Annotated in this window: 12 protein-coding genes; 8 read left to right on the top strand and 4 right to left on the bottom strand. The window is 71.2% G+C overall.

The genetic code is table 11. From position 1 onward, the window contains the following. Window positions 1-2: 2 nt before the first annotated feature. A complete protein-coding gene (gene tkt, locus ACFQPP_RS06085) occupies window positions 3-2,138 on the bottom strand; it encodes a transketolase (RefSeq protein ID WP_376915656.1) in 2,136 nt (711 codons plus the stop codon). 148 nt (window positions 2,139-2,286) lie between these two features. Between tkt and ACFQPP_RS06090 the strand changes: the two genes are divergently transcribed. After that, window positions 2,287-3,198 carry a heme o synthase gene (locus ACFQPP_RS06090; protein ID WP_376915657.1) on the top strand — a complete coding sequence of 304 codons (912 nt, stop codon included), beginning with the start codon at window positions 2,287-2,289 and terminating at the stop codon, window positions 3,196-3,198. Between the two features lie 4 nt (window positions 3,199-3,202). On the opposite strand, the gene ACFQPP_RS06095 is transcribed toward ACFQPP_RS06090, so the two are convergent. Beyond that, complete coding sequence (locus ACFQPP_RS06095) at window positions 3,203-4,123, bottom strand: Ppx/GppA phosphatase family protein (RefSeq protein ID WP_376916765.1); 921 nt, start codon at window positions 4,121-4,123, stop codon at window positions 3,203-3,205. A 32-nt stretch (window positions 4,124-4,155) separates the two neighbouring features. Then, window positions 4,156-5,052: a heme A synthase gene (locus ACFQPP_RS06100; protein WP_376915658.1), complete on the bottom strand. Its 897-nt coding sequence runs from the start codon at window positions 5,050-5,052 to the stop codon at window positions 4,156-4,158. 185 nt (window positions 5,053-5,237) lie between these two features. Here ACFQPP_RS06100 and sufB point away from each other — a divergent pair, with 185 nt between their 5' ends. From sufB to ACFQPP_RS06125, 5 genes are read left to right on the top strand one after another with little or no spacing between them, the layout of a single operon-like run. Beyond that, the gene (sufB, locus tag ACFQPP_RS06105; RefSeq protein ID WP_376915659.1) at window positions 5,238-6,656 is read left to right on the top strand and encodes a Fe-S cluster assembly protein SufB; all 1,419 of its coding nucleotides are present in this window, start codon (window positions 5,238-5,240) and stop codon (window positions 6,654-6,656) included. Beyond that, window positions 6,656-7,837: a Fe-S cluster assembly protein SufD gene (gene sufD / locus ACFQPP_RS06110; RefSeq protein ID WP_376915660.1), complete on the top strand. Its 1,182-nt coding sequence runs from the start codon at window positions 6,656-6,658 to the stop codon at window positions 7,835-7,837. The genes sufB and sufD overlap by 1 nt, the downstream gene beginning before the upstream one ends. Then, window positions 7,834-8,187 (top strand): non-heme iron oxygenase ferredoxin subunit, encoded by a 354-nt coding sequence (locus ACFQPP_RS06115; protein WP_376915661.1) that lies wholly within the window; start codon window positions 7,834-7,836, stop codon window positions 8,185-8,187. Before sufD ends, ACFQPP_RS06115 begins: the two co-directional genes overlap by 4 nt. Before the next feature lies 1 nt (window position 8,188). Beyond that, entirely contained in the window at window positions 8,189-8,947 is a 759-nt protein-coding gene (gene sufC, locus ACFQPP_RS06120) for a Fe-S cluster assembly ATPase SufC (protein WP_376915662.1), read from the top strand. Further along, window positions 8,947-9,279 (top strand): metal-sulfur cluster assembly factor, encoded by a 333-nt coding sequence (locus ACFQPP_RS06125; protein WP_376915663.1) that lies wholly within the window; start codon window positions 8,947-8,949, stop codon window positions 9,277-9,279. Before sufC ends, ACFQPP_RS06125 begins: the two co-directional genes overlap by 1 nt. 108 nt (window positions 9,280-9,387) lie before the next feature. On the opposite strand, the gene ACFQPP_RS06130 is transcribed toward ACFQPP_RS06125, so the two are convergent. After that, window positions 9,388-9,744, bottom strand: a complete 357-nt coding sequence (locus ACFQPP_RS06130) for a tryptophan synthase subunit alpha (RefSeq protein WP_376915664.1) — start codon at window positions 9,742-9,744, stop codon at window positions 9,388-9,390. Window positions 9,745-9,847: 103 nt separating this feature from the next. Between ACFQPP_RS06130 and ACFQPP_RS06135 the strand changes: the two genes are divergently transcribed. Both ACFQPP_RS06135 and ACFQPP_RS06140 read left to right on the top strand, forming a co-directional pair. Further along, a complete protein-coding gene (locus ACFQPP_RS06135) occupies window positions 9,848-10,990 on the top strand; it encodes an ROK family protein (protein WP_376915665.1) in 1,143 nt (380 codons plus the stop codon). 116 nt (window positions 10,991-11,106) lie between these two features. Next, window positions 11,107-12,180, top strand: coding sequence for a substrate-binding domain-containing protein (locus tag ACFQPP_RS06140; RefSeq protein ID WP_376915666.1), 1,074 nt, complete (start codon window positions 11,107-11,109; stop codon window positions 12,178-12,180). The last annotated feature ends 3 nt before the right edge of the window (window positions 12,181-12,183 follow it).

Consider the following 12,183-nt stretch of genomic DNA (forward strand, 5'->3'; position numbering starts at 1 on the left):
GTTCACGCCTCCTTGACGGCGGAGAGCGACTCGCGCGCGGCGGCCACGACGGCCTCGTGCGTGAGACCGAACTCGCGGAACAGGGTCTGGTAGTCGGCGCTGGCGCCGAAGTGGTCGATGCCGACGGAGCGGCCGGCGTCGCCGACGATGCCCGCCCACGTCAGGGTGGAGCCGGCCTCGACCGACACGCGGGCCTTCACCGCCTTCGGCAGCACGGACTCGCGGTGCTCGGCCGACTGCTCGGCGAACCACTCGAGGCTCGGGGCGGCCACGACGCGCGTGCCGACGCCCTCGGCCTCGAGCACCTCGCGAGCGGCCACGGCGATCTGCACCTCCGAGCCCGTGGCGATGAGGATGACCTCGGGCGTCTCGGTGGATGCGTCGACGAGCGTGTAGGCGCCCTTCGCGACGTTCGACGCCGCTGCGAAGGTCTCGGCGGTCGCCGCGCCCTCGCCGCGCTCGAAGGTGGGGATGGGCTGCCTGGTCAGCGCGATGCCGACCGGCTTGCCCGTGCGCTCGAGGATCGTCTTCCACGCCCACGCGGTCTCGTTGGCGTCCGACGGGCGGACGACCTCGAAGCCGGGGATGGCGCGGAGCGTCGCGAGCTGCTCGATCGGCTGGTGCGTCGGGCCGTCCTCGCCGAGGGCGACCGAGTCGTGCGTCCAGACGTGGACGGGGTGCACGCCCATGAGCGCCGCGAGCCGCAGCGCCGGGCGCTGGTAGTCGCTGAAGATGAGGAACGTGCCGCCGTAGGGGCGCGTGGGGCCGTGCAGCACGATGCCGTTGAGGATCGCCGCCATCGCGTGCTCGCGGATGCCGAAGTGCATGGTGCGACCGCCGAACGACGCGTCGGGGAAGACCTTCGTGCCGCTGCCCGACGGCAGGAACGAGCCCTGGCCCTCGAGCGTCGTGTTGTTGGACTCGGCGAGGTCGGCGGAGCCGCCCCACAGCTCGGGGATGACGCCGGCGAGCGCGTTCAGCACCTTGCCGGATGCGGCACGCGTCGCGAGGTCGGTGCCCGACTCGAACACGGGCAGCGCCTCCTCGACGCCCTCGGGCAGCTCGCCCGTCTGCAGGCGGTCGAGCAGCGCCTTGCGCTCGGGGTTCGCCGACGCCCATGCGTCGAAGCGCTCCTGCCACGCGGCGCGCGCCGTCGCAGCGCGCTCCGCGGCGTTGCCGCGTGCGTGCTCGAGCACGCCGTCGGGCAGCGCGAAGTGCTCCTCGGGGTCGAAGCCGAGCAGCTCCTTCGTCGCGGCGAGCTCCTCGGTGCCGAGCTTCGAGCCGTGGACCTTGCCCGTGTTGCGCTTCGTGGGTGCGGGCCAGCCGATGATCGTGCGCAGCACGATGATCGACGGCTTGCGGGTCTCGGCCTTCGCCGCCTCGATCGCCGCGTGCAGCGCCGGGAGGTCCTCGTGGTAGTCGGCATCGTCGGCGGGGTCGCCCGAGCGCCAGTCGACCTCGAGCACCTGCCAGCCGTAGGCCTCGTAGCGCGCCTTGACGTCCTCGGTGAAGGCGACGTCGGTGTCGTCCTCGATCGAGATCTGGTTCGAGTCGTAGATGGCGATGAGGCGGCCGAGCTCCTGCCGGCCCGCGAGGGATCCGGCCTCGCTCGTCACGCCCTCCTGCAGGTCGCCGTCGCCGGCGATCACGTACGTGAAGTGGTCGAACGGGCTCTCGCCCTCTGCGGCGTCGGGGTCGAGCAGCGCGCGCTCGAAGCGCTGCGCGTACGCGAAGCCGACGGCGGAGGCGAGGCCCTGGCCGAGCGGACCCGTCGTGATCTCGACGCCGTCGGTGTGCCCGAACTCGGGGTGGCCGGGGGTCTTCGAGCCCCACGTGCGCAGCGCCTGCAGGTCGGCGAGCTCGAGGCCGTCGCCGGCGAGGAACAGCTGCACGTACTGCGTGATCGACGAATGGCCCGCCGAGAGGATGAAGCGGTCGCGACCGAGCCAGTGGTGATCGGCGGGGTCGCGCTGCAGCACCTTCTGGAACAGCAGGTACGCGGCCGGCGCGAGGCTCATCGCGGTGCCGGGGTGGCCGTGTCCGGCCTTCTCCACGGCATCCGCTGCGAGCAGTCGGGCCGTGTCCACGGCCTTCGCGTCGGTCTCAGTCCATTCGAGCGTCAAGGCGGGCCCTTCCATGCGGGATCGGCCCCGCGGCGTGGCAGGGCCGATGCAGAGGTGGTGCGACGTCTCCCAGCATAGTGATGGCGCCATGCGCCGGACGGGCCCTTGCCAAGCGGTAGACTCGAAGCGTCACACCACCGCCTGCGTCGTCTTCTCGAGGGTCATGACCGCCACCGCCCACCGCTCCGATCGAGCGCGTCTCGTCGACCGCGCGAAGGCCTACCTGGCGCTGACGAAGCCCCGTGTGATCGAGCTGCTGCTCGTCACGGCGCTGCCGACGATGTTCCTCGCAGCAGACGGCATCCCGCAGCCGGTCGCGCTCGTCGCGACGCTCATCGGCGGGTTCCTGTCCGCGGGTGCGGCGAACGCGTTCAACATGATCATCGACCGCGACATCGACGCCGTCATGGAGCGCACCCAGGGTCGCCCGCTCGTGACGGGCGCGCTGACGCCGCGGCAGGCGACGGTGTTCGCATGGACGCTCGTCGTCGTGTCGACCGCGGTGCTCGCGCTCTTCGCGCACTGGCTCGCCGCCGTGCTGTCGCTCGCGGCCATCGGCTTCTACGTCTTCGTCTACACGCTGCTGCTGAAGCGCCGCACCGAGCAGAACATCGTGTGGGGCGGCATCGCCGGGTGCTTCCCCGTGCTCATCGGCTGGGCGGGCGTCACGGGCACGCTCGACTGGCCCGCGTGGATCCTCTTCACGCTCATCTTCCTCTGGACGCCTGCGCACTACTGGCCGCTGTCGATGAAGTACCGCAAGGACTACGCCGCCGCCGACGTGCCGATGCTCGCCGTCGTCCGCGGCCGTGCCACGGTCGGCATCCAGGTCGTGCTCTACGCGTGGGCCTCGCTCGCGTGCACGCTGCTGCTCATCCCCGTCGCGGGCATGGGCGTCGTGTACGCGATCGTCGCGCTCGCCGCGGGCATCTGGTTCGTCGCCGAGGCGCACGGGCTGCACTCCCGGGCCGTCCGCGGCGCCGAGGCGCGCGCGATGCGCGTGTTCCACGCGTCGAACACGTACCTGACGCTCGTGTTCCTCGCGGTGGGCATCGACCCGCTGCTGCCCTTCTAGCGACTCACAGCCGGTCGAGGTGACGCAGCAGGCGGCCCTCGCGCAGCGCCCACGGCGACACGTCGAGCTCGCGCACGCCGAAGGCGCGCATCGCCTCCGAGAGCACGATGCCGCCCGCGACGATCTGGAAGGTGCGGTCCGGCGTGATGCCGGGCAGCGCGTGTCGCGAGTCGGCATCCATGCGCGCGATGCGCGGCACCCAGTCGTCGAGGTCCTTGCGGCGCAGCACGACTCGATCGTCGCCGCCGAGACCGGGCACGACGCTGCCCGCGAGGCGGGCGAGCGAGCGGATGGTCTTCGACGAGCCGACGACGTGGTCGGGCCTGCCCGCGGCGCGCACCGTGCCGACGACGTCGTCGAGCACGGCCTTCGCGTAGGTGCGCAGCGCACGCTGCTGCGCGGCCGACGGGGGATCGTCGGCGAGGAAGGTCACGGTCGAGCGACCCGCGCCGAGGGGCACCGACAGCGCGACCTCGGGCTCCTCGTCGGCGCCCACGGCGATCTCGAGCGACCCGCCGCCGATGTCGAGCAGCAGGATGCGCCCGGCCGCCCAGCCGAACCATCGCCGCACGGCGAGGAACGTGAGACGTGCCTCGTCGTCGCCGGAGAGGATGTCGAGCTCGACGCCCGTCTCGGCCTCGATGCGCGCGATGACGGCCTCGCCGTTCTCGGCCTCTCGCACCGCGCTCGTCGCGACGACGAGCAGCCGCTCGAGCCCGACCGACTCGGCGACGTCGACGCACTCCTGGATCGCCGCGACGAGGGCGCGCTGCCCCTCGTCGCTGATGGCGCCGTCGACGAGGTAGCGCATGAGGCGCATCGTCACCTTGTGCGACTGGTGGGGGATGGGCCGGCCGCCGGGTGCGGCGTCGACGACGAGCAGATGGACCGTGTTGGAGCCGACGTCGAGGACGCCCAGGCGCATGCTCATGGGCACGATCCTGCCCGACGCCGGCGTCAGGCGGCGACGGGCTCGCGCGGGACGTCCGCCTCGAGCGGCTCGCGCACCTCGACCCGCAGCGACAGCGCGGCGACCACGGTGCACGCGACGATCATCACCGAGATGACCATGTGCGCGCCGACGAGCGCGATCGGCAGACCCAGGTTCGACTGCACGACGCCGACGAGCGCCTGCGTCACGATGAGCGCGAGCAGCGTGCCCGCCCAGATGCCGAACGGACGCCGCCGCCAGCCGACGAGCACGAGCGCGACCGCGAGGGCGAGCAGGAGGTAGGCGGGCAGGGCGTGCACGTGCTGCATCACGGCCGGGTCGAGACCGTTGCGCGCTGCCCCGCCGTCGCCGGCGTGCGGGCCCGACCCCGTCGTGAGGATGCCGACGTACACGACGACGGGCACCATGACGGCGGTGGCGAGCATGAGCGCCCGCTGCGCGAGCGTGCCGCCGAATCGCGTGGCCCGGCCGCGGAAGACGCGCCACGCCATCCACGCCGCGACGCCCACGAGGATCGCCGAGAGCGAGAAGTGGATGCCGACGGTGTCGGGTCGCAGGTGCAGGAAGACGACGATGGCGCCGATGAGCGCCTGGGCGACGGTGCCGACGACGAGCACGATCGCCAGGGGGAGGACGCCGGGATGCCGGCGTCGGTGCAGGATCGCGAGCACGAGCATGATCGCCGCGACGAGCAGCACGACGCCGCCCATGACGCGGTTGGCGAACTCGATGACGCCGTGGATGCCCTGCTCGGGCACGGGCACGAACGACTCGGGCGTGCAGTAGGGCCATGTCGTGCAGCCGAGGCCGGAGCCCGTGAGGCGCACGGCGCCTCCCGTGCCCACGATGACGATCTGGGTCGCGAGGGTCGCGAGGCTTGCGATGCGGATGCCGCGGGTCACGGTGCTCTCTTCCAGCGCAATGAGGTTCCGCTGCGCGTGGGCGGGTCACGGTAGGCTGGTGGTCCGGATGAGGCCCGTGTCGGGCTACGACCATCAGCCCCTCCATTCTGCCACCGCATGACGGTGTCCACGGAATGGCATGGCTGGCCCATCCATTTGCAGACTTCGAGAGGTGAGGGGGAGCGATGGCCGACGTGCTGATCGACCGACCGGAGCTGGAGGGACTCGGCCAGTACGAGTTCGGCTGGCACGACTCCGACGAGGCGGGTGCCATCGCCAAGCGCGGCATCAACCCGCAGGTCGTCGAGGAGATCTCCGGCCTCAAGAGCGAGCCCGAGTGGATGCGCGACCGCAGGCTGAAGGCGCTGCAGCTCTTCGAGCGCAAGCCCATGCCCACGTGGGGCGCCGACCTGTCGGGCATCGACTTCGACAACATCAAGTACTTCGTGCGCTCGAGCGAGAAGCAGGCGCAGACGTGGGAGGACCTCCCCGAGGACATCCGCACCACGTACGACCGCCTCGGCATCCCCGAGGCCGAGCGCGCGCGCCTCGTCGCCGGCGTCGCCGCGCAGTACGAGTCCGAGGTCGTCTACCACTCCATCCAGAAGGAGCTCGAGGACCAGGGCGTCATCTTCATGGACACCGACACGGCGCTCAAGGAGCACCCGGAGTTCTTCGAGGAGTACTTCGGCTCGGTCATCCCCTCCGGCGACAACAAGTTCGCGGCCCTGAACACCGCGGTGTGGTCGGGCGGCTCGTTCGTGTACGTGCCCAAGGGCGTCCACGTCGAGATCCCGCTGCAGGCCTACTTCCGGATCAACACCGAGAACATGGGCCAGTTCGAGCGCACGCTCATCATCGCCGACGAGGGCTCGTACGTGCACTACATCGAGGGCTGCACGGCCCCGATCTACTCGTCCGACTCGCTGCACTCGGCCGTGGTCGAGATCATCGTGAAGAAGGACGCCCGCGTCCGCTACACGACGATCCAGAACTGGTCGAACAACGTCTACAACCTCGTCACGAAGCGCGCGATCGCGCACGAGGGCGCGACGATGGAGTGGATCGACGGCAACATCGGCTCCAAGGTCACGATGAAGTACCCGTCGATCTACCTGGCGGGCGAGCGCGCGAAGGGCGAGACCCTGTCGGTCGCCTTCGCGGGCCCCGGCCAGCACCAGGACGCCGGCGCGAAGATGATCCACATGGCGCCGCACACGACGTCGTCGATCGTCTCGAAGTCCATCGCGCGAGGCGGCGGCCGTGCCGGCTACCGCGGCGAGGTCCGGGTCGATGCGAACGCGCACCACTCGGCGAACACCGTGCGGTGCGACGCGCTGCTCGTCGACACGATCTCGCGCTCCGACACCTACCCCGCCATCGACATCCGCGTCGACGACGTGGTGCTCGGGCACGAGGCGACGGTGTCGAAGGTGTCCGAGGAGCAGCTGTTCTACCTCATGAGCCGCGGCATGCCCGAGGACGAGGCCATGGCCATGATCGTGCGCGGGTTCATCGAGCCCATCGCCCGCGAGCTGCCCATGGAGTACGCGCTCGAGCTCAACAAGCTCATCGAGATGAGCATGGAAGGATCCGTCGGCTGATGACCGTGGTGGAGAGCACCCCCTTCGTCCCCATCCAGACCCGCTCCGAGCGGCCCACGTCGTTCGAGCCCGCCGACTTCGGCACGCCGACCGGCCGCGAGGTCAACTGGAAGCTGTCGGACGTCCGGCGTCTCGCGCCGCTCCTCGTCGACGACGAGACGCCCGCCGAGCAGGATGCCGTCGCCTACGACCTCGCGAGCCTCGAGGCCTACGTCGTCCCGTCCTCGGGCCACGACGCGGCGCCGCGCGGCGAGATCTTCCGCCCGGAGGACGTCGCGTCCGCCATCGCGTGGAAGCGCAGCCCCGACGCCCTGCACATCCGCGTGCCCGAGGGCGAGACGGTCGCCGAGCCGCTCGTCGCCCGCATCCAGGGCCTCGGCGAGGGGCGTCGTGCGACGTCGCAGGTCGTCGTCGAGGCGATGCCGGGCAGCGTCGCGACCGTCGTGCTCGAGCACTCCGGCTCGGCTGCGTACGCGCAGAACGTCGAGATCCTCGTGCGCGACGGCGCCCGCCTCACGGTCGTCTCCGTGCAGGAGTGGGACGACACGGCCGTGCACGCCGCAGCCCACCAGGCCGTCGTCGGCGCAGGCGCGTACCTCAAGCACGTCGTCGTGACCTTTGGTGGCGGCGCCGTGCGGGTGAACCCGTCGATGCGCCTCGCGGGCGAGGGATCCGAGGGCGACATGCTCGGCCTCGCGTTCGCCGACGCCGGGCAGCACCTCGAGTCGCAGGTCTACATGCACCACGAGGGCGTCTCCACGAAGGGCGACGTGCTCTACAAGGGCGCGCTGCAGGGCACGGGCGCGCGCACGGTCTGGATCGGCGACGTGCTCATCGGCCAGGGCGCCACGGGCACCGACTCGTACGAGAAGAACCAGAACCTCGTGCTCACCGACGGCACGCGCGCCGACTCGATCCCGAACCTCGAGATCGAGACGGGCGACATCGCGGGCGCCGGCCACGCGTCGGCGACCGGTCGCTTCGACGACGAGCAGCTGTTCTACCTGCAGGCGCGCGGCATCCCCGAGGAGCAGGCGCGACGCCTCGTCGTCGTCGGCTTCCTCATGGAGATCGTCCAGCGCATCGGCATCCCCGAGCTCGAGGAGCGTCTCGCGGCCGACATCGAGGCCGAGATCGCACGCGGTGCCGGCCTGGCACCCGCGTCGCGGGCGGGGGCATGAGCGCGACCCGCGCGTGCGGAGTCTCCGAGGTCTCCGTCTCCGAGCCGCGCAAGGTCGAGGTCGGCGGCATCGCCGTCTCGATCGTGCGTGACTCCGCAGGCGCGATCCACGCGCTCGGCGACCGCTGCACCCACGGCGACATCTCGCTCTCGGAGGGCTTCGTCGAGGACGACACCCTCGAGTGCTGGGCCCACGGCTCGCGGTTCTCGCTGCGCACGGGCCACCCCCTGAACCTCCCGGCCTACGAGCCGGTGCCGGTCTATCCGGTGACGATCGACGGCGACGACGTGCTCGTCGACGTGACGAACCCCATCGACGTGTCCGGCCTCGCGGCCGACGGAAGGAGCTGACGTGAGCACCCTGGAGATCAAGGACCTGCAGGTCTCGATCGAGACCGAGCAGGGTTCGAAGCCCATCCTGAAGGGCGTCGACCTGACGATCCGCTCGGGCGAGATCCACGCGGTCATGGGGCCGAACGGCTCCGGCAAGTCGACGCTCGCGTACACGATCGCCGGCCACCCGCGCTACCAGGTCGACGGTGGCTCGATCACGTTCGACGGCCAGGACGTGCTCGCGATGAGCGTCGACGAGCGCGCTCGCGCCGGCGTCTTCCTCGCCATGCAGTACCCGGTCGAGATCCCCGGCGTCACGGTGTCGAACTTCCTGCGCACCGCGAAGACCGCGATCGCCGGCGAGGCGCCGCAGCTGCGCCCGTGGATCTCGTCGGTGCGCGAGGCGATGAGCGACCTCCGCATGGACTCGTCGTTCTCCGAGCGCAACGTCAACGAGGGCTTCTCGGGCGGCGAGAAGAAGCGCCACGAGATCCTGCAGCTCGAGCTGCTGCAGCCGAGGCTGGCCGTGCTCGACGAGACCGACTCGGGCCTCGACGTCGACGCGCTGCGCATCGTCAGCGAGGGCGTGAACCGCGTCAAGGACAAGACCGGCATGGGCGTGCTGCTCATCACGCACTACACGCGCATCCTCCGCTACATCCAGCCCGACTTCGTGCACGTCTTCGTCGACGGCAAGGTCGCCGAGCAGGGCGGCAAGGAGCTCGCGGAGCGTCTGGAGGACGAGGGCTACGATCGGTTCCTGAAGGCAGGAGTCTGATGGCAGTCACCGAGCTCGCACCCGAGCTGTTCGACGAGGCGACGGAGGCCCTGAAGGGCGTCGTCGACCCCGAGCTCGACGTCAACATCGTCGACCTCGGCCTGATCTACGACCTCGCGTGGGACGACGAGCAGGATGCCCTCGTCATCTCGATGACGCTGACGTCGGCGGGCTGCCCGCTGACCGACGTCATCGAGACCGAGATCGCCGACAAGCTCGACGGCATCGTCGCGCGCTTCCGCATCAACTGGGTGTGGATGCCGCCGTGGGGCCCGGAGCGCATCACCGAGGACGGTCGCGAGATGATGCGGGCGCTCGGCTTCACGATCTGACCGCACCGAGCGAAGCGAGGGATCTCGGCCTCACCATCGAGGAGATCCCCGCGAGGACGGCGCAGCACCTCCGGGTGCTGCGCCGTTCCGCGCGTGGGGGGAGCGCAGTCAGCGGCCGATGCGCCGGATGCGCGGCGCCCACGTGCGCACCGACTCCGCCTCGGACAGCATCGACCACACGGTGGTGGCGAGCGGCGGGTAGTCGGCGGCGATGCGGCGCAGCACGACGTCGCTGACGTCCTCGTCCGGGCGGACGGCACCCGGCGGCAGGATGCGCTCGCTGCGCAGCAGCAGGACGACGAGCTCGTCGACGCTCGGCAGGTCGGCCATGAAGTCCCACGGGTCCTCGCCGGCGCGCAGCCGCTCCTCGACGAGCACGGAGCGCTCGTCGGCCGCCTCGGCCCGCAGCACCTCGAGGCTCGCGCGTCGCTGCGGCGACGGATGCGGAGCGGGTTGCTGGGTCACCGATCCAGCCTACGCGGAGGGTCGGACGGCGCTCGGCGTGTCCGCCGTCCGCGAATCGCGCGCGTGTCCGGACACGCGCCGCGTCGATGCCAAGATGGCGTCCGTGAGCTCGCAGTCGACGACGCACCGCAATCGCGCGGCGGTGCTGCAGGCTGCGCGCGAGGCGCACGGCGCCTCCCGCGCCGAGCTCGCTGCGCGCACGGGGCTCAGCGTCGCCACGGTGTCCCGTGCGGTGGCAGCGCTCCTGGAGGCCGGCCTGCTGCTCGAGGAGAGCGCGGTCGGACCCGCGGGCGGGCGGCCGCTCGGCCGCGTGCAGGTCGACGATCGTGCCGCGAGCGTGCTGGCGGTCGACGTCGCCGACCGGCACACGACGCTGGCGCTCGTCGACCTGGGCGGTGCCGTGCGCGAGTCGCGCCGCATCGAGGCGCCCCCGCTCGACCCCGAGGCGCGCCTGCAGCACACGCTCGATGCCGTCGAGGAGGCGTGGCACGCCGCGGAGCGCCGCCCGATCGCCGTCGGCGTCGCGATCCCGGGTCCCGTGCAGCCCGACGGAGCGATCGACTTCGCGCCGGCGCTGCGGTGGCGCGGCATCCGCATCGGCGACCTGCTGCGCGAGCGCATCCAAGTGCCGGTCGCGGTCGCGAACGACGCCAACCTCATCGCGCTCGCCGAGTCGCGATGGGGTGCGCACCGCGACGCGTCGAGCCTCGTCGCGCTCGCGGTGTTCGAGGGCATCGGCTCGGGCATCGTCGAGGCGGGCCGCGTCGTGGAGGGCTCGCGCGGCTTCGCGGGGCAGATCGGGCGCATGCTGCTCGACGCGCGACCCATGGAGCACCTCGATGACGACTTCGGCGACCTCGAGGCGCAGCTGGGCGCCGTCGGCATCGAGCGCCGCGCGCGGCTCGACGGGATCGCGCTCGCCGGCGACGATCCGTTCGCCGCCCTGTTCGCGAGGCTCGACGCCGAGGACGATGCCGCGCTGCTCGCGCACCGCGTGCTCGACGAGTTCGCGGTCGCCATCGCGAACCTGTGCGCGGTGCTCGATCCGGACGTCGTGGTGCTGGCCGGGCGATTCGCGCCGCTGGCTCAGGCGATCGTGCCGCAGCTCGAGCAGCGCCTGCGCGGGCGCGTCCTCCACGTGCCGCGGCTCGTGCCGCCGTCGACCGCGACCGATGGCGCGGTGCTGGGCGCCGCGGCCGTCGCGATCGATGCCTTCGGGCCGCTGGAGCGCCTCATCGCATCCTGATCGGGTCACGATCCGGTCACGGCTCTGGCCGAGCGAGGAATCCTCGTGCCAGACTGACGACATCATTTCTCGCAGTCTGCGCAAAAGTGCGGACCGCTGATGCAAGGAGGCATCGAATGCGCATGCGTGCTCTCGGGGTCGCGGCCCTGGCGGCGACGGCCCTCGTCGCGACCGGCTGCTCCACCGTCTCGAACGAGCCGGCATCGTCCGGCGGGGACGGCGAGTCGACCGGACCCTTCACGATCGGCATCTCCAACGGCTTCGTCGGCTCCGAGTACCGGACCCAGATGATCGCCGACATCGAGGACGCCGCGTCCGACTACCAGGACGAGGGGGTGCTCGAGGACCTCGTGCTCGAGAACGCCGACACCGACGTCAACGGACAGATCCAGCAGGTCCGCAACCTCATCAACGCCGGCGTCGACGCGATCATCGTCGACCCCAACTCCGGCTCGGCCCTCGACCAGGTCTTCCAGGAGGCCACCGACCAGGGCATCCTCGTCTTCGCGATCGACCAGGCCGTCACGGCCGAGTCGGTCATCAACGTGGGCATCGACCAGGCCGAGTGGGCGGCGACGAGCGCCGAGTGGCTCGCGGAGCAGGTGGGCGAGGGCGGTCAGATCGTCGCCGTCAACGGCATCTCGGGCCACCCCGCGAACGAGGCGCGCTACGGCGCCGCCCAGGAGGTCTTCGAGGAGGCCGGCGTCGAGGTGCTCACGACCGCCGACGGCGGCTGGGACCAGGCGACGGGCCAGCAGCAGATGGGCAACCTGCTCGCCACCTACCCCGAGATCGACGGGGTGTGGACGCAGGACGGCATGGCCCTCGGCGTGCTGCAGGCCGTCATCGCCGCGGACCGCGTCGACGAGATCGTCGTCACGGGCGAGGCCCGCAACGGCTTCCTGCAGCTGTGGAACGAGCAGTCGGACGACTTCGAGTCGATCGGCGTCACGAACCCGCCCGGCACGGGCGCCACGGCGCTGCACCTCGCCATGGCGATGCTGCAGGGTGCCGAGATCGACGAGTCGCAGCTCGTCGACGGCAACACGCTCGTGCTCGACCTCGAGGAGCCCGTCACGAACGAGAACCTCGACGCCGTCTGGGCGGAGACCGAGGAGGAGGGCGAGTCCTACGTGCTCGACTCGATCCTCTCGGCCGACGACGTCCAGCAGTACCTCGTGCAGGACTGATCC

The sequence above is a fragment of the Agrococcus sp. GCM10030265 genome, assembly GCF_042666675.1.
Lineage (GTDB): Bacteria > Actinomycetota > Actinomycetes > Actinomycetales > Microbacteriaceae > Agrococcus.